General features: G+C 60.0%; 19 protein-coding genes. 17 read left to right on the top strand and 2 right to left on the bottom strand.

Annotation, left to right across the window (positions count from 1 at the left end; translation table 11 throughout):
* The first annotated feature begins 34 nt into the window (after positions 1–34).
* From argE to IB241_RS07910, 10 genes are all read left to right on the top strand, one after another.
* Complete coding sequence (gene argE / locus IB241_RS07955) at positions 35–1,183, top strand: acetylornithine deacetylase (RefSeq protein WP_192297909.1); 1,149 nt, start codon at positions 35–37, stop codon at positions 1,181–1,183.
* Positions 1,184–1,318: 135 nt separating this feature from the next.
* A complete protein-coding gene (gene argA / locus IB241_RS07950; RefSeq protein ID WP_192297908.1) occupies positions 1,319–2,620 on the top strand; it encodes an amino-acid N-acetyltransferase in 1,302 nt (433 codons plus the stop codon).
* A gap of 721 nt (positions 2,621–3,341) precedes the next feature.
* Positions 3,342–4,676, top strand: coding sequence for an OprD family porin (locus IB241_RS07945; RefSeq protein WP_192297907.1), 1,335 nt, complete (start codon positions 3,342–3,344; stop codon positions 4,674–4,676).
* 277 nt (positions 4,677–4,953) lie between these two features.
* Positions 4,954–5,592 carry a peroxiredoxin gene (locus IB241_RS07940; RefSeq protein WP_192297906.1) on the top strand — a complete coding sequence of 213 codons (639 nt, stop codon included), beginning with the start codon at positions 4,954–4,956 and terminating at the stop codon, positions 5,590–5,592.
* A gap of 352 nt (positions 5,593–5,944) precedes the next feature.
* Positions 5,945–6,538, top strand: a complete 594-nt coding sequence (gene ssuE, locus IB241_RS07935) for an NADPH-dependent FMN reductase (protein WP_159960795.1) — start codon at positions 5,945–5,947, stop codon at positions 6,536–6,538.
* Positions 6,539–6,635: 97 nt separating this feature from the next.
* Entirely contained in the window at positions 6,636–7,604 is a 969-nt protein-coding gene (locus IB241_RS07930) for a sulfonate ABC transporter substrate-binding protein (RefSeq protein WP_192297905.1), read from the top strand.
* Between the two features lie 25 nt (positions 7,605–7,629).
* Positions 7,630–8,778, top strand: coding sequence for an FMNH2-dependent alkanesulfonate monooxygenase (gene ssuD / locus IB241_RS07925; protein ID WP_192297904.1), 1,149 nt, complete (start codon positions 7,630–7,632; stop codon positions 8,776–8,778).
* An 8-nt stretch (positions 8,779–8,786) separates the two neighbouring features.
* Positions 8,787–9,575, top strand: coding sequence for an aliphatic sulfonate ABC transporter permease SsuC (gene ssuC, locus IB241_RS07920; RefSeq protein WP_192297903.1), 789 nt, complete (start codon positions 8,787–8,789; stop codon positions 9,573–9,575).
* Positions 9,572–10,378, top strand: coding sequence for an aliphatic sulfonates ABC transporter ATP-binding protein (gene ssuB, locus IB241_RS07915; protein ID WP_192297902.1), 807 nt, complete (start codon positions 9,572–9,574; stop codon positions 10,376–10,378). Before ssuC ends, ssuB begins: the two co-directional genes overlap by 4 nt.
* A 28-nt stretch (positions 10,379–10,406) precedes the next feature.
* Positions 10,407–10,622 carry a TOBE domain-containing protein gene (locus IB241_RS07910; RefSeq protein ID WP_003176783.1) on the top strand — a complete coding sequence of 72 codons (216 nt, stop codon included), beginning with the start codon at positions 10,407–10,409 and terminating at the stop codon, positions 10,620–10,622.
* 120 nt (positions 10,623–10,742) lie between these two features.
* Here the strand turns inward: IB241_RS07910 and IB241_RS07905 are convergent, their stop codons facing one another.
* Both IB241_RS07905 and IB241_RS07900 read right to left on the bottom strand, forming a co-directional pair.
* Positions 10,743–11,372 carry a TetR/AcrR family transcriptional regulator gene (locus IB241_RS07905; protein WP_192297901.1) on the bottom strand — a complete coding sequence of 210 codons (630 nt, stop codon included), beginning with the start codon at positions 11,370–11,372 and terminating at the stop codon, positions 10,743–10,745.
* A 231-nt stretch (positions 11,373–11,603) separates the two neighbouring features.
* Positions 11,604–12,980 carry a glutamine synthetase family protein gene (locus IB241_RS07900; RefSeq protein ID WP_003213894.1) on the bottom strand — a complete coding sequence of 459 codons (1,377 nt, stop codon included), beginning with the start codon at positions 12,978–12,980 and terminating at the stop codon, positions 11,604–11,606.
* A 608-nt stretch (positions 12,981–13,588) separates the two neighbouring features.
* On the opposite strand from IB241_RS07900, the gene IB241_RS07895 reads away from it, so the two are divergent.
* The 7 genes from IB241_RS07895 (at position 13,589) to IB241_RS07865 (ending at position 21,917) form a co-directional block, all read left to right on the top strand.
* Positions 13,589–14,947 (top strand): glutamine synthetase family protein, encoded by a 1,359-nt coding sequence (locus IB241_RS07895; RefSeq protein WP_192297900.1) that lies wholly within the window; start codon positions 13,589–13,591, stop codon positions 14,945–14,947.
* Between the two features lie 58 nt (positions 14,948–15,005).
* Positions 15,006–16,370, top strand: a complete 1,365-nt coding sequence (locus IB241_RS07890; protein WP_192297899.1) for an aspartate aminotransferase family protein — start codon at positions 15,006–15,008, stop codon at positions 16,368–16,370.
* A 193-nt stretch (positions 16,371–16,563) separates the two neighbouring features.
* A complete protein-coding gene (locus IB241_RS07885; protein ID WP_192298238.1) occupies positions 16,564–17,658 on the top strand; it encodes a polyamine ABC transporter substrate-binding protein in 1,095 nt (364 codons plus the stop codon).
* 156 nt (positions 17,659–17,814) lie between these two features.
* The gene (locus tag IB241_RS07880; RefSeq protein WP_192297898.1) at positions 17,815–18,909 is read left to right on the top strand and encodes a polyamine ABC transporter substrate-binding protein; all 1,095 of its coding nucleotides are present in this window, start codon (positions 17,815–17,817) and stop codon (positions 18,907–18,909) included.
* A 67-nt stretch (positions 18,910–18,976) separates the two neighbouring features.
* Positions 18,977–20,119 (top strand): ABC transporter ATP-binding protein, encoded by a 1,143-nt coding sequence (locus tag IB241_RS07875; protein WP_192297897.1) that lies wholly within the window; start codon positions 18,977–18,979, stop codon positions 20,117–20,119.
* Complete coding sequence (locus IB241_RS07870; RefSeq protein ID WP_065902286.1) at positions 20,116–21,036, top strand: ABC transporter permease subunit; 921 nt, start codon at positions 20,116–20,118, stop codon at positions 21,034–21,036. The genes IB241_RS07875 and IB241_RS07870 overlap by 4 nt, the downstream gene beginning before the upstream one ends.
* Positions 21,033–21,917, top strand: a complete 885-nt coding sequence (locus IB241_RS07865; RefSeq protein WP_056860728.1) for an ABC transporter permease subunit — start codon at positions 21,033–21,035, stop codon at positions 21,915–21,917. The genes IB241_RS07870 and IB241_RS07865 overlap by 4 nt, the downstream gene beginning before the upstream one ends.
* Positions 21,918–22,027 lie beyond the last annotated feature (110 nt).

The following is a 22,027-nucleotide window of genomic DNA, read 5'->3' as shown; positions in this document are numbered from 1 at the left end:
AGTGGGACTCATCCGGGAAGTTGAGAGGCCGCGCATGCCGTTACCGTCCATGAAAGAACAGTTCGCTGCGCTGATTGCCGCGCCGTCGGTCAGTTGCACCCAAGCGTCTCTGGACCAGAGCAACCGCCCGGTGATCGATTTGCTCGCCAGCTGGCTGGGGGATTTGGGTTTTGCCATCGACATCCAGCAAGTCAGCCCCGGCAAGTTCAACCTGCTCGCCAGCTTCGGCAGCGGCCCCGGTGGCCTGGTGCTGGCGGGGCATAGCGATACCGTGCCGTACGACGCGGCGTTGTGGAAGACCGATCCGCTGAAGCTGACGGAAGTCGACGGCCGCTGGGTAGGATTGGGCAGTTGCGACATGAAGGGCTTTTTCGCCCTGGCCATTGAAGCGGTGCTGCCGCTGCTGGAGCAACCGTTCAAGCAACCGCTGCTGATCCTCGCCACCTGCGATGAAGAAAGCTCCATGTCCGGCGCCCGCGCGCTGGCCGCAGCCGGGCGCCTGTTGGGCCGTGCGGCGGTGATCGGCGAGCCGACGGGCCTCAAGCCGATCCGTCTGCACAAAGGCGTGATGATGGAACGCATCGACATCCTGGGCCGCAGCGGCCATTCGTCGGACCCGAGCCTGGGCCACAGCGCCCTTGAGGCCATGCACGACGCCATCGGCGAACTGCGCGGCCTGCGCCAGACCTGGCAGCGCGAGTACCGCAACGCGCAATTCAGTGTGCCGCAGCCGACGATGAACTTCGGCTGCATCCACGGTGGCGACAACCCCAACCGCATCTGCGGCCAATGTTCCCTGGAGTTCGACCTGCGCCCGCTGCCGGGCATGGACCCGCAGGTGCTGCGCGATGCCATCCGCCAGAAGCTCGAGCCCCTGGCCGAGCGCCATCAGGTGAAGATCGACTACGCGCCGCTGTTCCCCGAAGTGCCGCCGTTCGAGCAGCCCGAAGACGCCGAGCTGGTGCGCGTGGCGGAACGATTGACCGGTCATCGTGCCGAAGCAGTAGCGTTCGGCACCGAAGCACCTTATCTTCAGCGCCTTGGCTGTGAAACCCTGGTGCTCGGCCCTGGCGACATCGCCTGCGCCCATCAGCCGGGCGAGTACCTCGAAATGTCACGCTTGACGCCTACAGTGCGTCTATTGCGGGAACTGATCGAACATTACTGCCTGAAACCTGCATAAATTAACCCCTGTCTGTTCGTACATAGAAGGAGAGCGAGCGTGTCGCCAAGCCTGTTCCGACGATAACCATCAGCCTGCTGTGCGCTTTCACGATTGATCCTTTTTCGGCTGCTTTTTATTACAGGCCCAGGTGTTATGCCCGACTACGTTAATTGGCTTCGTCACGCGTCCCCTTACATCAACGCCCACCGCGACTGCACCTTTGTGGTCATGCTGCCCGGCGACGGTGTGGAACACCCCAACTTCGGCAATATCGTCCACGACCTGGTGCTGCTCCATAGCCTGGGCGTGCGGCTGGTGCTGGTGCACGGTTCGCGCCCGCAGATTGAAACCCGCCTTGAAGCCCGCGGCCTCACTCCGGCTTACCACGAAGGCTTGCGCATCACCGATGCCGCCACGCTGGAGTGTGTGATCGACGCGGTCGGCCACCTGCGTATCGCCATCGAAGCGCGCCTGTCGATGGACATGGCCTCTTCGCCAATGCAGGGCTCGCGCCTGCGGGTGGCCAGCGGCAACCTGGTAACCGCACGGCCGATCGGCGTGCTCGAAGGCGTGGACTACCACCACACCGGCGAAGTGCGCCGGGTCGACCGCAAGGGCATCAACCGCCTGCTCGACGAGCGCTCCATCGTGTTGCTGTCACCGCTGGGTTATTCGCCCACCGGCGAGATCTTCAACCTGGCCTGCGAAGACGTCGCCACCCGCGCCGCCATCGACCTGGGCGCCGATAAGCTGCTGCTGTTTGGCGCCGACATGGGCCTGCTCGATGAAAACGGTCGCCTGGTGCGTGAACTGCGCCCGCAGCAAGTACCGGCGCACCTGCAACGCCTGGGCAGCAGCAACTATCAAGCCGAATTGCTCGATGCCGCCGCCGAAGCCTGCCGTGGCGGGGTAGGGCGCAGCCATATCGTCAGCTACGCCGAAGATGGCGCGTTGCTCACCGAACTTTTCACCCGCGACGGCGGCGGCACGCTGGTGGCCCAGGAGCAATTCGAGCTGGTGCGCGAAGCGGCGATTGAAGACGTGGGCGGCTTGCTGGATTTGATCAGCCCGCTGGAAGAGCAGGGCATTCTGGTACGCCGCTCGCGGGAGGTGCTGGAGCGTGAGATCGAGCAGTTCAGCGTGGTCGAGCGCGAGGGCATGATCATCGCGTGTGCGGCGCTGTATCAGATCGCTGATTCGGACGCGGGCGAGCTGGCCTGCCTGGCGGTGAACCCGGAGTACCGCCACGGCGCGCGCGGCGACGTATTGCTGGAGCGCATCCAGACCCGTGCGCGGGCGCAGGGTTTGAAGACCTTGTTCGTGCTGACGACCCGCACCGCCCACTGGTTCCGCGAGCGTGGGTTCGTGCCGAGCAGCGTGGATCGCCTGCCATCGGCGCGGGCGTCGCTGTACAACTATCAGCGCAATTCGAAGATCTTCGAAAAGGCGCTGTAAACCCGGCTTTCAAGCCAATGCAGAGGGGGCTTGCCCCCGATAGCGGAATGTCAGTCAGTCCATCTGATATTGATACTCCGCCATCGGGGGCAAGCCCCCTTTTGCATTTGCCTGGCTGGGTGCCCATGCCCCCTGCGACAACGTGACTGCCGTTGCGGGCTATCCATGCTTCAGAAAGCTTGATTTGCGCCTATACGATGAGCGCGACGATGGATAGATTGCGCGAAGGGGCGACCGAGAAGATTTGAACCGAGGTTGCCGATGGGCAAATCGGCTGGCTTAGACAGCAGAAGAAATTATTAGTGACACTAAAACTGTAACAAATTGACGGGAGGATATGCGTTTGGCCATGATGGCGTCGCCTTTTTGATCGTGGGTGACGTAAGAAACGATACGGCCACACTAATCGGTCTAAAAAAGCGTCGAAAAATACCCTTTAGGAATTAGCTTGTGGAGCGGGTCGTCTACGCTGACCAGTCCATGTCGCACAAATGCTTATTCCCAAATCGTATGAAAAAGAATGAAACAATTCTTTTTGGGTGTATGAAAAACTCATTACCCTGCAGGGACCAAATCAACTGCTGTTAGACGAAGGTAGTAGACACACAAGGTTACGATTGACTTGCCAGTCACTATCCGGTGCTAATCGCGCATCTGTGGATCAAGGGCGTCAGACCCGAGACCAAAGAAATACAAAAATTAGAAATGAGAGGAGCGGTACATGAAGAAGTCCACCTTGGCTTTGGCTGTAGCTTTGGGCGCAATCGCCCAGCAAGCAGGCGCTGCCGGTTTCATCGAAGACAGCAAGGCGAGCGTTACTGCCCGCAACTTCTACATCAACCAAGACAACCGTGACGGCACTGCCAAGCCGAACAAGCAAGAAGAATGGGGCCAAGGCTTCATCTTCAACTTTGCTTCCGGCTACACCCAAGGCACCGTAGGTTTTGGTCTTGACGCAATTGGCCTGTACGGCGTGCGCCTGGATTCGGGTAAAGGCACTGCCTACAACAACAATAGCGCCAACAAGGGCGGCATTGTGTTCCCAAGCGACAGCGACGGTCGTGCGGTGAACGATTTCGGCAGCATCGGTCTGACCGGCAAGGTCAAGATCTCCAAGACTGAACTGAAGCTGGGTACCCTGCAGCCAAAACTGCCGGTTGTGACCTCCAACGACGGTCGTCTGCTGCCACAAACCTTTGAAGGTGGCCAGATCACCTCCAATGACATCGACAACCTGACCCTGGTTGGCGGTAAGTTGGAACACGCCAAAGGCCGTAACTCGTCGAACAACGACTCGCTGACCATCGCTGGCTCCAACGGCGCTACCCGCACCGCGACTGCCAACGCCCGCAGCAACGAGTTCTACTACGCCGGTGGTGACTACAAGATCACCAAGGACCTGACTGCCCAGTACTACTACGGCAACCTGTCCGACTTCTACAAGCAGCACTTCCTGGGCCTGTCCCACAACTGGGCATTGCCAGTGGGCGTGTTCAAGACCGACCTGCGTTACTTCAACAGTGACTCCGATGGCAAAAACGCCAGTCAGGAAGGTCGTATTGCCGGCTACCGCGCTTCTGGCTACCAGAACAACGGTGAAGTCGACAACCGCACCTGGAGCGCCAAGTTCACCTACGCCCTGCAAGGCCACGCGATCAGCGCCGGCTACCAGCGCGTGAACGGCACGAGCGACTTCCCGTTCCTCAACCAGGGTGACGGTGCTTCTTCGTACCTGATCACCGACGTGCAGATCGGCAAGTTCCAACGCGCCGGCGAGCGCACCTGGTTGGCCCAGTACGCCTATGACTTCGCTGCTGTCGGCCTGCCAGGTCTGACTACTTCCGTCATGTACCTCAAGGGCGACAACATCGCTGCTGCCACTGGCGAGAAAAGCGAGTGGGAACGCGACTTCAACCTGGGCTACGTAGTACCTGAAGGTACTTTCAAAGGCCTGGGCGTTGCCTGGAAAAACGCTTCGCTGCGTTCCGAAGTGGCTACTCAGCGTAACCAGGACGAAAACCGTCTGATCGTCAGCTACACCCTGCCGATCCTGTAAGACTGTTTGTAAAACCTTGCCCGGCGCAACGCCGGGCAAGGTGTCTTGCCTTTCAAGTCGGGCCAAACCCCCGCAAGCCCTTCCTGAACCCCTCTTTGTACAGCGTCTCAAGGCCTTCTCGAACCTTGGAAACGATGGTGCGCCTCGCGCATTGCCGCGTCCAATGAACACATTTTTAATATTCCTTTATCGTCTAGATAAATCGATATTTATTCTTTTTAAATAATCTGCAACCCATGCACAGTAGGCTCCATAAGCACTCACCAGGAGCCATATCATGAGCCTAAGACTGGGCGACATCGCCCCCGACTTCGAACAGGATTCCAGCGCCGGCAAGATTCGTTTCCACGAATGGCTGGGCGACAGCTGGGGGGTGTTGTTTTCCCATCCGGCGGACTTCACTCCGGTGTGCACCACCGAGCTGGGCTTCACCGCCAAGCTCAAGGATGAATTCGCCAAGCGCGGCGTCAAGGCCATCGCCCTGTCGGTCGACCCGGTGGATTCGCACCACAAGTGGATCGAAGACATCAACGAAACCCAGAACACCATCGTCAACTTTCCGATCCTGGCGGACGCCGACCGCAAGGTCTCGGACCTGTACGACCTGATCCACCCGAATGCCAGTGACACCCTCACCGTGCGTTCGCTGTTCGTGATCGACCCGAACAAGAAGATTCGCCTGACCATCACCTATCCGGCCAGCACCGGGCGTAACTTCCACGAGATCTTGCGGGTGATCGACTCGTTGCAGCTGACCGACAACTACAAAGTCGCCACGCCGGCCAACTGGCAGGACGGTGATGAAGTGGTGATCGTGCCGTCGCTCAAGGATGAGGACGAGATCAAGAAGCGCTTTCCCAAGGGATACCGTGCCGTGAAGCCGTACCTGCGCCTGACCCCTCAGCCCAATCGTTAACACAGCAACCCTGTGGGAGCGGGCTTGTGTGGGAGCGGGCTTGCTCGCGAACGCGGAGTGTCAGCCAATACATTCGGTGGCTGATACACCGCGTTCGCGAGCAAGCCCGCTCCCACACAGCGCGCCTTCCACATGTTCCAGATCTCATTTCAAGGCTCACAATGCAGGGGTTTTCAGGCCGTTTTCACGGCCTTTTTTTTCGCCCGGCGTTTCATCATCCGCATATGCATTTAAAGAATAAACAAATGAAAAAATAAGATTTATAGATATATAAATCTGCTGATAAGGTCTGTTCCATCTTGGCGCCATCGCCACACAGCGAACCGCCGGCACTTGCTCAAGGAATTACTGCATGTTGGTCGTAACACTTGGAGGCAGTCCCAGCCAGCGTTCCCGCTCCGGGGTGTTGCTGGAAAAAACCCGTCAGTGGTTGCAAGACAAAGGTGTGGAGGTGGTGAGTTACCAGATTCGGGACTTCCCGGCTGAAGACTTGTTGCACGCCCGTTTCGATAGCCCCAAGGTCATCGACCTGCTGCAACAGGTCGCCAACGCAGACGGTCTGGTGATCGCCACGCCGGTGTACAAGGCCTCGTTCTCCGGTGCGCTGAAAACCGTGCTGGACCTGCTGCCCGAACGCGCCCTGGCCCACAAGATCGTCTTGCCAATGGCCACCGGCGGCAGCATCGCCCACATGCTGGCGGTGGACTACGCCTTGAAGCCGGTGCTGTCGGCGCTCAAGGCCCAGGAATTGCTCCACGGCATCTTTGCCGAAGACAGCCAGATTGCATACGCCGAAGGCAGTGCCCAGGCGCAGTTGGTGCCGGTACTCGAACAGCGTTTGCACGAAGCGCTGGAAACGCTCTACGGCGCCATGGCCCGTCGCCCGAAACCGCTGGACCCCCATGTGTTGAATGAACGTTTGTTGAGTGCTCGCTGGAGCATTTGAGCCTCACCGCACTAAAAAGATTTACTCACCTTACTCAGCCGCCAACGGCCAAGCAGGTGCAGCCAACCCCCTAAACGCATTATTTGGAGAGAGCGCCATGCGCACTGCCATCTTGCGTCGTGGCCTGGTCGCACTGTTTGCTGCGGCTGTGTCCTTCGGCGCCATTGTTCAAGCCCAAGCCGCCGAGACCCTGCGGATCGGTTATCAGAAATACGGCACGCTGGTGCTGCTCAAGGCCAAGGGCACGTTGGAAAAACGCCTCGCCGCCCAAGGCGTCAACGTGCAGTGGACCGAGTTCCCAGGCGGCCCGCAATTGCTCGAAGGCCTCAACGTCGGCTCCATCGACTTTGGCGTCACCGGCGAAACCCCTCCGGTGTTCGCCCAGGCCGCCGGTGCCGACCTGCTTTATGTCGCCTACGAGCCGCCAGCGCCGACCAGCGAAGCGATCCTGGTGCCGAAAGACTCGCCGATCAAATCCGTGGCCGAGCTCAAGGGCAAGAAAATCGTGCTCAACAAAGGCTCCAACGTGCACTACCTGCTGGTACGTGCGCTGGAAGACGCCGGCCTCAAATACACCGACGTGCAGACCGTATTCCTGCCGCCCGCCGATGCCCGCGCCGCGTTCGAGCGCGGCAGCGTGGACGCCTGGGTGATCTGGGACCCGTACCAGGCCGCCGCCGAGAAACAACTGCAAGCGCGCACCCTGCGTGACGGCACCGGCATCGCCGACAACCATCAGTTCTACCTGGCCACCAAGCCTTACGCCGAAAAACACCCGGAAGTGGTCAAGGCGCTGATCGAAGAAGTGCGCGCCGTGGGCGAGTGGTCCAAGGCCAACCCGCAGGAAGTCACTGAACAAGTCGCACCGCTGCTCGGCCTGCCGGCCGACATCACCCTGACCTCGGTGAAACGCCAGGGCTACGGCGCGCTGTTCCTGACGCCGGAAGTGGTCGCCGCCCAGCAAAAAATCGCCGACAGCTTCTACCAACTCAAATTGATCCCCAAACCCTTGAGCATCAAGGACGTGATCTGGACGCCACCCGCAGCCGTTGCCAAAGCGCCGTAATCCGACTACTTCAGGAGACAACTCCATGAGCCTCAATATTTTCTGGTTCCTGCCCACCCACGGCGACGGCCATTACCTTGGCACCGCCGAAGGCGCTCGCGCCGTTGACCACGGTTATTTGCAGCAAGTGGCCCAGGCCGCTGATCGCCTGGGCTTCGGCGGGGTGCTGATCCCCACCGGGCGTTCGTGCGAAGACTCGTGGCTGGTGGCCGCGTCGCTGATCCCGGTGACCCAGCGGTTGAAATTCCTTGTCGCCCTGCGCCCCGGGATCATCTCCCCGACGGTGGCGGCGCGTCAGGCCGCGACTCTGGACCGTCTGTCCGGCGGCCGCGCGTTGTTCAACCTGGTGACGGGCGGGGACCCGGAAGAGTTGGCCGGTGATGGTTTGTTCCTGAGCCATGAGGAGCGTTACCAGGCCTCGGTGGAGTTCACCCGCATCTGGCGGCGCGTGCTGGAAGGCGAAACCGTGGACTATGACGGCGAGCACATCAGCGTCAAAGGCGCCAAATTGCTCTACCCGCCGATCCAGCAGCCGCGTCCGCCGCTGTACTTCGGCGGTTCCTCCGACGCGGCCCAGGACTTGGCGGCCGAACAGGTGGACATGGTGCTGACCTGGGGTGAGCCGCCTGCCGCCGTCGCGGAAAAAATCGCCCAGGTGCGGGCCAAGGCCGAGAACCTTGGGCGCACCCTGCGCTTCGGCATCCGCTTGCATGTGATCGTGCGCGAAACCAACGAAGAGGCATGGAAAGCCGCCGACAAGCTGATCTCTCACGTCGACGACGACACCATCGCCCGCGCCCAGGCCTCGCTGTCGCGGTTTGACTCGGTGGGCCAGCAACGCATGGCCGCATTGCACGGCGGCAGCCGCGATAACCTCGAAGTCAGCCCCAACCTGTGGGCCGGCGTCGGCCTGGTGCGCGGCGGTGCGGGCACGGCGCTGGTGGGCGACGGCCCGACCGTCGCGGCGCGGGTCAAGGAATACGCGGACCTGGGTATCGACACCTTTATCTTCTCCGGTTACCCACACCTGGAAGAGTCGTATCGCGTCGCCGAACTGCTGTTCCCACATCTGGATGTCGAACGTCCCGAACTGCCCAAAGGCGCCGGGTACGTCAGCCCGTTCGGCGAGATGGTCGCCAACGACATCCTTCCCAAAGCTGCGTCGGCGAGCTGAGGCGGCCCATGAACTATGAAAAATTGAGCCATCGCGTCGCGCCCTGGGTGCTGCCGATCCTGTTGCTGGCGATATGGCAGCTGTCGGTGTCGGCCGGTTGGTTGTCGACGCGCATTCTGCCGGCGCCGAGCGCGGTGATCGCAGCTGGAGTCCACTTGGTGGCCAGCGGCGAAATCTGGACGCACCTGGCCATCAGTGGCTGGCGTGCGGGCCTGGGGTTTGTGATCGGTGGCGGCATCGGTCTGGCCCTGGGCTTTATCACCGGCCTGTCGCAATGGGGCGAGCGCCTGCTGGACAGCTCGGTGCAAATGATCCGCAACGTGCCGCACCTGGCGCTGATCCCACTGGTGATCCTGTGGTTCGGCATCGACGAGACCGCGAAGATTTTCCTGGTCGCCCTCGGCACGCTGTTCCCGATCTACCTGAACACCTACCACGGCATCCGCAACGTCGACCCGGCGCTGGTGGAAATGTCGCGCAGCTATGGCTTGTCCGGGTTCAGCCTGTTCCGTCAGGTGATCCTGCCGGGTGCGCTGCCTTCGATCCTGGTGGGGGTGCGCTTTGCCCTGGGCTTTATGTGGCTGACGCTGATCGTGGCGGAAACTATCTCCGCCAGCTCGGGCATCGGTTATCTGGCAATGAACGCCCGGGAGTTCCTGCAAACCGACGTGGTGGTGCTGGCCATCGTGATGTACGCGATCCTCGGCAAGCTCGCCGACCTCGCGGCGCGCGGCCTGGAGCGTGTGTGGCTGCGCTGGCATCCGGCGTATCAAGTAAATAAAGGAGGTGCGGCATGACTGCTCAACAACCTCCGCGCCTGCTCAAGGGGATCCCGCTGGCTGTGCGCAAGCTGCGCAAGGCCTTTGGTGCGCGGGAAGTGCTCAAGGACATCGACCTGCATATTCCGGCCGGTCAATTCGTAGCGGTGGTCGGTCGCAGCGGTTGCGGCAAAAGTACCCTGCTGCGCCTGCTCGCCGGCCTGGACAAGGCCAGCAGCGGTGAGTTGTTGGCTGGTTCCGCGCCGTTGAGCGAGGCGATTGAAGACACGCGGCTGATGTTCCAGGAAGCACGCCTGCTGCCGTGGAAAAAGATCATCGACAACGTGGGCCTGGGCCTCAAGGGCAACTGGCGCCCCAAAGCCTTGGAAGCCCTGGAAGCGGTCGGCCTGGCCGAGCGTGCGAATGAATGGCCGGCGGCCCTGTCCGGCGGCCAGAAACAACGGGTGGCCCTGGCGCGCGCCTTGATCCACCAACCGCGCCTGTTGCTGCTCGACGAACCGCTGGGCGCACTGGATGCACTGACCCGTATCGAGATGCAGCAACTGATCGAAAACCTCTGGCGCAAGCACGGCTTTACCGTGTTGTTGGTGACCCACGACGTGAGCGAAGCCGTGGCGATTGCCGACCGGGTGATTTTGATCGAAGACGGCGAAATCGGCCTGGACCTGATCGTCGACCTGCCACGCCCGCGCGCCCGGGGTTCCCATCGCCTGGCGGCGCTGGAAGCCGAAGTGCTCAACCGTGTGCTGTCGCTGCCCGGCACGCCGCCGGAACCCGAACCTGTTTCACCGCTGCCTACGCAATTGCGTTGGGCTCAATAACTCACGCGTCCCACGAAGAGAGAACTCCATGACTATTAAAGCCATCAACGTGCGCAACCAGTTCAAAGGCACCATCAAGGAAATCGTCGTAGGCGACGTGCTGTCGGAAATCGACGTGCAGACCGCGTCCGGCATTGTCACTTCCGTGATCACCACCCGCTCGGTCAAGGAGCTGGAACTGGTGATTGGCAGTGAGGTGATTGCCTTTGTTAAGTCGACTGAGGTGTCGATTGCCAAGTTGTGATTGGCAGCGTTCCTGAGGTCGCCATCGCAGGCAAGCCAGCTCCCCCATTTTGATTTGTGAACACCGTCAAATGTGGGAGCTGGCTTGCCTGCGAAGGGGCCCACCCCGCCACCACAAGGTTCAACGCTTGGGCAGGTAGGCCGGCAAATACAGCCCCACATACGCATCAAACACCCGCATCCCTTCCTCCGCCATGCGCGGCGTGATCAGCCCATGCTGATGCATCGAGCGTGCATACACGCGGTCGCTCAGTTCCAGTGCCAGCGCAAACACATCCACGTCTTTGGGCAAGGTCGGCACTTCGAAGTGGCGGTTGAACACCGTGAGCATCAAGTCGCCCAATTCCAAGTCATGCTGACGGTCGGCCTGGGTCACTTCGGTCAGCCCGTGCTGCGCCAGGATCAACTGGCGTGCGGCGGCGTCGTGCTCATAGATGGTCAGCATGCGCTGTTCAACGATGTAGGACAGGTCCCGCCAGTGCTTGAGTGATTCATGCTCGATGGGCGCCTGGATTGCTGCACGGAAGGCCGCGTGCACATCCGCCGTCAACGCTTCCAGCAGCGCCGGTACGCTGGCGAAAAAGTGGTACACCGACGATGGCGGGATCTGCGCGCGCTCGGCCACGCTATAGATCGACAAACCGGCCACCCCTTCGGCGGCCAGCAAGGTGCGGGCGGCGTCGAGGATCGCGTCGATCCGGGCCTGGCTGCGGGCGCGGGGTTTGCGAGGGGCGGCGGGGCGGGGGGGCATGGAAGTCTCCTACAAGGCAGCGGGCATTGTATGAGCAGGAAACTGTGTTGTCTTCAAGGCCGCCATCGCATGCAAGCCGGCTCCCACAGTTGCCCGAGTTCCAGCTTTGGAATGCAGTCAACTGTGGGAGCTGGCTTGCCTGCGATGAGGCCACCTCGGTCTCCCGAATTAAACCCATAAAAAAACGCCACAGACCAAAAGCCTGTGGCGTTCTTTTTATGCAGCCGCCGGTTAGACGGTATGCAGGTACCAGTTGTACTCAAGGTCGGAGATGGAGTGCTCAAACTCCTCCAGCTCACTTTCCTTACAGGCGACGAAGATATCGATGTATTTAGGATCGATGTACTTGGCCATCACCTCGCTGTCGTCCAGCTCGCGCAGGGCATCACGCAGGTTGTTCGGCAGGCTCTGCTCGTTTTGCTCGTAGCTGTTGCCTTCCACTGGTGCGCCCGGTTCGATCTTGTTGGTCAGACCGTGGTGCACGCCTGCCAGGACCGAGGCCATCAGCAGGTACGGGTTGGCGTCGGCGCCGGCCACGCGGTGTTCGATACGTACGGCGTCGGACGAGCCGGTCGGTACGCGAATCGCCACGGTGCGGTTGTCCAGGCCCCAGCACGGCGAGTTCGGCACATAGAACTGTGCGCCGAAACGACGGTAGGAGTTGACGTTGGGGCACAGGAACGCCATTTGGGCGGGCAGGGTCTCCAGCACACCGCCGATTGCGTGACGCAATGCGGCGTTCTGCTCGGGATCCTCGCTGGCAAAGATGTTCTTGCCGTCCTTGTCCAGAATGGAGATGTGCACGTGCAGCCCGTTGCCTGCCTGGCCTGGGTAAGGCTTGGCCATGAAGGTGGTGTCCATTTCATGGTCGTAGGCGATGTTCTTGATCAGGCGCTTGAGCAGTACCGCGTAGTCGCACGCCTTGATCGGGTCGGCGACGTGGTGCAGGTTCACTTCGAACTGCGCCGGGGCACTTTCCTTGACGATGGCGTCGGCCGGGATGCCTTGCTCCTTGGCACCTTCCAGGATGTCCTGGAGGCAGTCGACGTATTCGTCGAGGTCGTCGATCAGGTAGACCTGTGTCGAGTGCGGGCGTTTGCCGGAGATCGGCGAGCGGGGCGGTTGTGGGCGGCCGTTCACGTTCTCCTGGTCGATCAGGTAGAACTCAAGCTCGAAGGCGGCGCAGATGGTCAGACCGAGGTCGTCGAATTTGCTTACAACTTGGCGGAGCACTTCGCGCGGGTCGGCGAAGAAAGGTTCACCTTCGAGTTCGTGCATGGTCATCAGCAGTTGCGCGGTTGGACGCTTTTGCCAGGGCTCATTGCACAGGGTGTCGGGGATCGGATAACAGATTCGGTCAGCATCACCGATGTCCAGGCCCAGGCCGGTGCTTTCCACCGTCGAGCCGTTGATATCCAGGGCAAATAAAGAGGCAGGCAGGTTAATGCCCTTCTCGTAAACCTTGTGGAGGCTGGTGCGTTCGATGCGCTTGCCGCGCACCACACCATTCATATCCGCAATTAGAAGGTCTACGTACAGAACCTCAGGATGATCCTTAAGGAACGCGTTCGCTTCGTTAAGCTGAACGGCACGCGGGGGTACCGACATGATGCAACACCTTTGTTGTTAAAAATATCAATCATTGATCTTTTCTGGTTTCAGTCAACCCGAACGGCATGCCGAAGTCAAGCGAGGCCTTTTTTGCCCTAAAAAAGCGCTGCAATGGCTTTTTTGGGGCTTTTTGGGGCGATTTTTCCGCTTTGAATGGTGTAGGACTCGCGGGCTTGAGCGGGCCGTGTTGTATTTTTTACGGGGGAGTTGTGTAAAAAAATGAACAAGGCTAAGCTCGATTCAAACCCATAACAGCAATAATACCGGGGTGTTTCATGCGTCGCCTGTCTCCATCCGGCGTCTCTGCCTGCTTCAGGCAGGCCAGTTCCATCGCTCATTCTTCCTTTGCCCGTGTGGGTGTTCCGGTCAATATTCTTGACGGTTCAACCGCCTGCGTCTTTACCGCCTCGCGACTCCTATGCCTGTCTCAAGAAGCGCGCCTGCCAAGGTGCCGCTCATGATTCTGCACGGCTTTTGCTTTAGGAATGCAACACCACCACAAATGGCAGGTAAGCTCCTATCCGGAACGAAAAGACGACGCGGATGCTGCGTCAACCAACGCCTGGCCTTTAATGGATGCCAGGAAACCCAGCCCAGAGGCATTTATGAGTAACAACCTCGACCAGCTCACCGATTGGTTGAAAGACCACAAGATCACAGAAGTCGAATGCATGATTGGCGACCTGACCGGCATCACCCGGGGCAAGATCTCGCCGACCAACAAGTTCATCGCCGAAAAAGGCATGCGCCTGCCCGAGAGTGTTTTGTTGCAGACCGTGACCGGCGACTATGTCGAAGACGACATCTATTACGAATTGCTCGACCCGGCCGACATCGACATGATCTGCCGCCCCGACCAGAACGCCGTCTACCTGGTGCCCTGGGCCGTCGAGCCGACCGCGCAGGTGATCCACGATACCTACGACAAGCAAGGCAACCCGATCGAGCTGTCGCCGCGCAACGTGCTCAAGAAAGTTCTCCAGCTCTACGCCGACAAAGGCTGGCAGCCCATCGTGGCACCGGAAATGGAGTTCTACCTGACCAAACGCTGTGAAGACCCCGACTTCCCGCTGCAACCGCCGATCGGCCGTTCCGGTCGCCCGGAGACCGGTCGCCAGTCCTTCTCTATAGAAGCGGCCAACGAATTCGACCCGTTGTTCGAAGACGTCTACGACTGGTGCGAACTGCAGGAGCTGGACCTCGACACCCTGATCCACGAAGACGGCACCGCGCAGATGGAAATCAACTTCCGTCACGGCGACGCGCTGTCCCTGGCCGACCAGATCCTGGTATTCAAGCGCACCATGCGTGAAGCCGCGCTCAAGCACGACGTGGCCGCCACCTTCATGGCCAAGCCCATGACCGGCGAGCCCGGCAGCGCGATGCACCTGCACCAGAGCATCATCGACATCGCCACCGGCAAGAACGTCTTCTCCAATGAAGACGGGACCATGAGCCAGCTGTTCCTCAACCACATTGGCGGCCTGCAGAAATTCATCCCTGAATTGCTGCCGCTGTTCGCCCCCAACGTGAACTCGTTCCGCCGCTTCCTGCCCGACACGTCGGCGCCGGTCAACGTGGAATGGGGTGAAGAAAACCGCACCGTCGGCCTGCGCGTACCGGATGCCGGCCCGCAGAACCGTCGTGTGGAAAACCGCCTGCCGGGCGCCGACGCCAACCCGTACCTGGCGATTGCCGCCAGCCTGCTGTGCGGCTACATCGGCATGGTCGAAGGCCATAACCCGAGCGCACCTGTGGTCGGCCGTGGTTACGAGCGACGCAACCTGCGCCTGCCGTTGACCATCGAAGATGCCCTGGAGCGCATGGAAAACAGCAAGACCATCGAGAAATACCTGGGTCAGAAATTCATCACAGGCTACGTCGCGGTCAAGCGGGCCGAGCATGAAAACTTCAAGCGCGTGATCAGTTCGTGGGAGCGGGAATTCCTGCTCTTCGCCGTCTGATGCGCCGGGCGCACGGGGTAACCCGCGCGCCCTTCACTGAAAAGTCTAGGAGATTGGTATGTCCAGCAACAACCCGCAAACCCGTGAATGGCAAGCCTTGAGCAGTGAGCATCACTTGGCGCCGTTCAGTGACTTCAAGCAATTGAAAGAGAAAGGCCCACGGATCATCACCAAAGCCCACGGCGTTTACCTGTGGGACAGCGAAGGCAACAAGATCCTCGACGGCATGGCCGGCCTGTGGTGCGTGGCGATCGGATACGGTCGCGATGAACTGGCTGACGCCGCCGCCAAGCAGATGAAAGAACTGCCGTACTACAACCTGTTCTTCCAGACCGCTCACCCGCCGGTGCTGGAACTGGCGAAGGCCATTTCCGACATCGCGCCCGCCGGCATGAACCACGTGTTCTTCACGGGTTCCGGCTCCGAAGGCAACGACACCATGTTGCGCATGGTCCGCCACTACTGGGCGATCAAGGGCCAGCCGAACAAAAAAACCATCATCAGCCGCAAGAATGGCTACCACGGTTCCACCGTAGCCGGCGCCAGCCTGGGCGGCATGACCTATATGCATGAACAGGGCGACTTGCCGATCCCGGGTATCGTCCATATCGCCCAGCCGTACTGGTTTGGCGAAGGCGGCGACATGAGCCCGGAAGAATTCGGTGTGTGGGCCGCCAACCAGTTGGAAGAGAAGATCCTGGAACTGGGCGTGGACAACGTGGGCGCCTTTATTGCCGAGCCAATCCAGGGCGCCGGCGGCGTGATCGTGCCGCCTGAGACCTACTGGCCGCGCATCAAGGAAATCCTCGCCAAGTACGACATCCTGTTTGTGGCCGACGAAGTGATCTGCGGTTTCGGCCGTACCGGTGAGTGGTTCGGTAGCGATTTCTATGGCCTGAAACCACACATGATGACCATCGCCAAGGGCCTGACCTCGGGTTACATCCCCATGGGCGGCTTGATTGTGCGCGATGAAGTGGTGGACGTGCTCAACGAAGGCGGCGATTTCAACCACGGTTTCACCTACTCCGGCCACCCGGTGGCAGCGGCAGTGGCCCTGGAAAACATCCGTATCATGCGCGATGAAAAAATCGTCAGCCGCGTGCACGAGGAAACGGCACCGTATTTGCAGAAACGTCTGAGGGAACTGGCTGATCACCCGTTGGTGGGTGAAGTTCGCGGTGTGGGCATGCTCGGTGCGATTGAGCTGGTGCAAGACAAGGCCACGCGCAAACGCTATGAAGGCAAGGGTGTGGGCATGATCTGCCGCACGTTCTGCTTCGAGAATGGCCTGATCATGCGCGCCGTGGGCGACACCATGATCATTTCGCCGCCGCTGGTGATCAGCAAGGCAGAGATCGACGAGCTGGTGACCAAGGCTCGCCATTGCCTGGACCTGACTTTGGCGGCATTGCAGGGCTAAGTGCTAGGCTCAGCACGCAGGCTTTCGAGCGCTGCGTGCTGAGCAGTTATAGATGAGGCTTTGGTTGAAAGCCGGCCTCTGAACTTGCCAGACTGTCGCCCTGTTTTGTCGCCCTTTGGAAGGGTCGCAAAACCTTGTAAGAACGTGGCCCAAAAAAGAAAAATTGGAGCATCACCAAATGAAGGCATTAGGTTTGAAGAACGCTGGCAAGACCCTCCTCGCCTTGTCCCTGATGGGCGCAATGGCGGGCGCGGCCCAGGCGGACGATAAAGTCCTGCACGTCTACAACTGGTCCGACTACATTGCACCGGACACCATCGCCAACTTTGAGAAAGAGTCGGGCATCAAAGTGGTGTATGACGTTTTCGACAGTAACGAAACCCTGGAAGCCAAGTTGCTGGCAGGCAAGTCCGGTTATGACATCGTCGTACCGTCGAACAACTTCCTCGCCAAGCAGATCAAGGCCGGTGTCTACCAGGAACTGGACAAGTCCAAACTGGTGAACTACGACAACCTGAACAAATCCCTGCTTAAAGCCGTGTCGGTCAGCGACCCGGACAACAAGCATGCCTTCCCGTACATGTGGGGCTCCATCGGCATCGGCTACAACCCGGAGAAGGTCAAGGCTGCGCTGGGCGTGGACAAGATCGATTCGTGGGACGTGCTGCTCAAGCCTGAAAACATCGCCAAGCTCAAGAGCTGCGGCGTGAGCTTCCTCGATTCGCCAACCGAAATGTTGCCAATCGCCCTGCATTACCTCGGTCTGCCGACCGACAGCCAGAAGAAGCCAGACCTCAAGCAAGCCGAAGACCTGTTCCTCAAGATCCGTCCTTCGATCGGCTACTTCCACTCGTCCAAGTACATTTCCGACCTGGCCAACGGCAACATCTGCGTGGCCGTGGGCTACTCGGGTGACATCCAACAGGCCAAGTCCCGCGCGGCTGAAGCCGGTGGCAAGGTCAAGGTGGCCTACGACATTCCGAAAGAAGGCGCTGGCAGCTTCTTCGACATGGTCGCCATCCCTAAAGATGCCGAAAACGTCGACGCCGCCTACAAGTTCATGAACTACCTGCTCAAGCCGGAAGTCATGGCGGCGATCACCAACAGCGTGCGTTTCCCGAACGGCAACGAGAAAGCCACCGCCCTGGTGGATAAAGACATCACCAGCGACCCGGGCATCTACCCGCCGGCGGACGTGCAAGCCAAGCTCTACGCCATTGCCGACCTGCCAGCCGCTACTCAGCGTGAAATGACACGCAGCTGGACCAAGATCAAGTCCGGCAAGTAAGCCTTGAAACCTGTGGGAGGAGGCCAAGCAGTGAGCCCCCTCCCACAAATTAAATGACAGAAAGTTTTGCCGGATCGGTTTATCGAGGGTAAGTTGCGCGCCGGTTTTGTTGCCGGGCAACAACTTCAAGGCCCAACTATTTAAGAGGACCTCCACTTGCCAATTTCTTTATTTCGCAAAGCCATGCTGGTGGGTGCAGGTATCACGCTGACGTTGAGCGTGCAGGCCGCATCGACGGTGCATATTTATAACTGGTCGGACTACATCGGCACCGACACCCTGGCCAACTTCGAAAAAGCCAGCGGCATCAAGCCCGTGTATGACGTGTTTGATTCCAACGAAACCCTGGAAGGCAAGTTGCTGGCCGGGCGTACCGGCTACGACGTGGTCGTGCCGTCCAACCACTTCCTGGGCAAGCAGATCAAGGCGGGCGCATTCCAGAAGATCGACAAGTCGCAGTTGAGCAACTACGCCAACCTCGATCCGATGCTGCTCAAGCGCCTGGAAAAGAACGACCCGGGCAACCAATACGCGGTGCCGTACCTGTGGGGCACCAACGGCATTGGTTACAACGTCGATAAGGTCAAGCAAGTGCTGGGCATCGACAAGATCGACTCCTGGGCGGTGCTGTTCGAACCGCAGAACATGAAGAAGCTCGCCACGTGCGGCGTATCGTTCATGGATTCGGCGGATGAAATGCTGCCGGCGGTGCTCAACTACATGGGCCTGGACCCGAACAGCACCAACCCGGACGACTACAAGAAGGCCGAGGAAAAGCTGCTTAAAGTGCGGCCCTACGTGACCTACTTCCACTCTTCCAAATACATCTCCGACCTGGCCAACGGCAACATCTGTGTGGCCGCGGGTTTCTCTGGTGATGTGTTCCAGGCCAGGGCCCGCGCGACCGAGGCGGGCAAAGGCGTGAACATCGCCTACGCGATTCCGAAAGAAGGCGGCAACCTGTGGTTTGACGTGCTGGCGATCCCCAAGGATGCCACCAACGTCAAAGAGGCCCACGCCTTCATCAACTATTTGCTGCAACCTGAGGTGATCGCTCAGGTCAGTGATTACGTCGGTTATGCCAACCCTAATCAGGGGGCGGACAAACTGATGAAGCAATCGATACGCACCGACGAAGCGGTTTACCCACCGCAGGCGGTTCTCGACAGGACGTTCGTCAACTTCGAGCTACCCCCGAAAGTGCAGCGTGTAATGACCCGTATCTGGACCAAGGTCAAGACGGGCAAGTAAGGCTCAAACTATCCAGGGTTCGCTTGCACAGAGCGAACAGCACCGTTTTTTTTTGGGAGTTTCGTAAATGGCAGTTGCCTCCGGCGCCTATAAGAAAGCCCTCGAAGGGGACCAGACACCGAAGAAGGTGCTGGTCAAAATCGACCGGGTCACGAAGAAGTTCGACGAGACGATTGCCGTGGACGATGTGTCCCTGGAAATCAAGAAAGGCGAGATCTTCGCCCTGCTCGGCGGTTCGGGTTCGGGCAAGTCCACCCTGCTGCGCATGCTCGCAGGTTTCGAGCGCCCGACTGAAGGTCGCATCTACCTCGACGGTGTGGACATCACCGACATGCCGCCCTACGAGCGGCCGATCAACATGATGTTCCAGTCCTACGCCTTGTTCCCGCACATGACCGTGGCGCAGAACATCGCGTTCGGCCTGCAACAGGACAAGATCCCCAAGGCCGAGATCGACGCCCGCGTGGCCGAGATGCTCAAGCTGGTGCAGATGAGCCAGTACGCCAAGCGCAAGCCGCACCAGCTGTCCGGTGGCCAGCGCCAGCGTGTGGCCCTGGCCCGTTCCCTGGCCAAGCGCCCGAAACTGCTGCTGCTCGACGAGCCCATGGGCGCCCTCGACAAGAAGCTGCGCTCGCAGATGCAACTCGAACTGGTTGAAATCATCGAACGCGTTGGCGTGACCTGCGTGATGGTGACCCACGACCAGGAAGAAGCCATGACCATGGCCGAGCGCATCGCGATCATGCACCTGGGCTGGATCGCCCAGATCGGCAGCCCGATCGACATCTACGAGACGCCAACCAGCCGCCTGGTGTGCGAGTTCATCGGCAACGTCAACATCTTCGAAACCCAGGTGGTCGATGACGCCGAAGGCCACGCGGTGCTCAAGTGCCCGGACCTGGACCGCGACATCTACGTGGGCTACGGCATCGCCACGGCGGTGGAAGACAAGTCGGTGACCTACGCCATCCGTCCGGAAAAGCTGCTGGTCACCTCCGAAATGCCGACCTGCGAGCACAACTGGTCCAGCGGCAAGGTGCACGACATCGCCTACCTCGGCGGCCACTCGGTGTTCTACGTGGAACTGCCGAGCGGCAAGCTGGTGCAGTCGTTCGTCGCCAACGCCGAGCGCCGTGGGCAGCGTCCGACCTGGGGTGACCAGGTCTACGTGTGGTGGGAAGACGACAGCGGCGTGGTACTGCGCTCATGAACATGAAGAAGCTCAAGCGCCGCCTGCAACGAATAACCCCCAGTGGCCGGCATGCGGTCATTGGTATTCCCTTCCTGTGGCTGTTCCTGTTCTTCATGCTGCCGTTCTTCATCGTCCTGAAGATCAGCTTTGCCGAAGCCGACGTGGCGATCCCGCCTTACACCGAGATCTACACCTTTGTTGAGCAGAAACTGCAGTTGGTGCTGAACCTGGCCAACTACGCGATGCTCGGCGACGACGAGCTCTACATCGCCGCGTACCTGGGTTCGCTGAAAATGGCGTTCTTCAGCACGCTGCTGTGTCTGCTGATCGGCTACCCGATGGCCTACGCCATTGCCAGTGCGCGCAAAGAGATGCAGACCGTGCTGGTGCTGCTGATCATGATGCCGACCTGGACCGCGATCCTGATCCGCGTGTATGCGTGGATGGGCATCCTCAGCAACAACGGCTTGCTCAATGGTTTTTTGATGTCCATCGGGCTGATCAACGAACCGCTGCAGATCCTCAACACCAACATCGCGGTGTATATCGGCGTGGTCTATTCGTACCTGCCGTTCATGATCCTGCCGCTGTACGCCAACCTGGTGAAACACGACCAGAGCCTGCTGGAAGCCGCATCCGACCTGGGTTCGAGTACCTTCAACAGTTTCTGGAAGATCACCGTGCCGCTGTCCAAGAACGGCATCATCGCCGGCTGCATGCTGGTGTTTATCCCGGTAGTGGGCGAGTTCGTGATCCCGGAACTGCTCGGTGGCCCGGAAACCCTGATGATCGGTAAAGTGCTGTGGCAAGAATTCTTCAACAACCGTGACTGGCCGGTGGCCTCTGCTCTGGCGGTGGTGATGCTGGCGATCCTGATCGTACCGATCATCCTGTTCAACCGCAGCCAAGCCAAAGAGATGGAGGGCAAGATATGAAGCGCTTCAGTTTCTCCAGCTTTATGCTGGTGGCGGGGTTGTTGTTCATCTACCTGCCGATGCTGATCCTGGTGATCTACTCGTTCAACGAATCCAAACTGGTGACGGTGTGGGGCGGTTGGTCGATCAAGTGGTACGTGGGCCTTTTGGACAACACCCAGTTGATGGGCTCGGTGGCGCGTTCCCTGGAAATCGCCTGCTACACGGCGGTGGCCGCCGTGGCGCTGGGCACGTTGGCGGCATTCGTGCTGACCCGTATCAGCCACTTCAAGGGCCGCACGCTGTTCGGCGGCCTGGTGACCGCGCCGCTGGTGATGCCGGAAGTGATCACCGGTCTGTCGCTGTTGCTGCTGTTCGTGGCGATGGCGCAGATGATCGGCTGGCCCCAGGAGCGCGGCATTGTCACCATCTGGATCGCCCACACGACGTTCTGTGCGGCGTATGTGGCGGTGGTGGTGTCGGCACGCTTGCGTGAGCTGGACCTGTCGATCGAAGAAGCGGCGATGGACCTGGGCGCGCGGCCGTGGAAGGTGTTCTTCCTGATCACCATCCCGATGATCGCGCCGTCGTTGGCGGCGGGCGGCATGATGTCGTTCGCGCTGTCCCTCGACGACCTGGTACTTGCCAGCTTCGTGTCGGGGCCGGGTTCGACCACCTTGCCGATGGAAGTGTTCTCGGCGGTGCGCCTTGGGGTCAAACCCGAGATCAACGCCGTGGCCAGCCTGATTCTGTTGGCGGTGTCGCTGGTGACCTTCCTGGTGTGGTTCTTCAGCCGTCGTGCCGAAGAGATGCGCAAGAAGGCCATCCAGCAAGCGATCGAAGAAGCGGCGGCGGATGGCTGGCAGCAGCCGGACAAGCGTAGAGCACCCGCACCGGTCTAAAGGTCGGAACGGGGTCAAAGTGTGGGAGCGGGCTTGCTCGCGAATGCGGTGGATCAGTCGGTCAATCTGGTGACTGACACTCCGCCTTCGCGAGCAAGCCCGCTCTCACA

It is taken from the genome of Pseudomonas sp. PDM05, assembly GCF_014851685.1.
Taxonomy (GTDB): Bacteria; Pseudomonadota; Gammaproteobacteria; order Pseudomonadales; family Pseudomonadaceae; genus Aquipseudomonas.
Note: the sequence above shows the minus strand (reverse complement) of the source record. Positions and strands in the feature narration are given on the sequence as shown.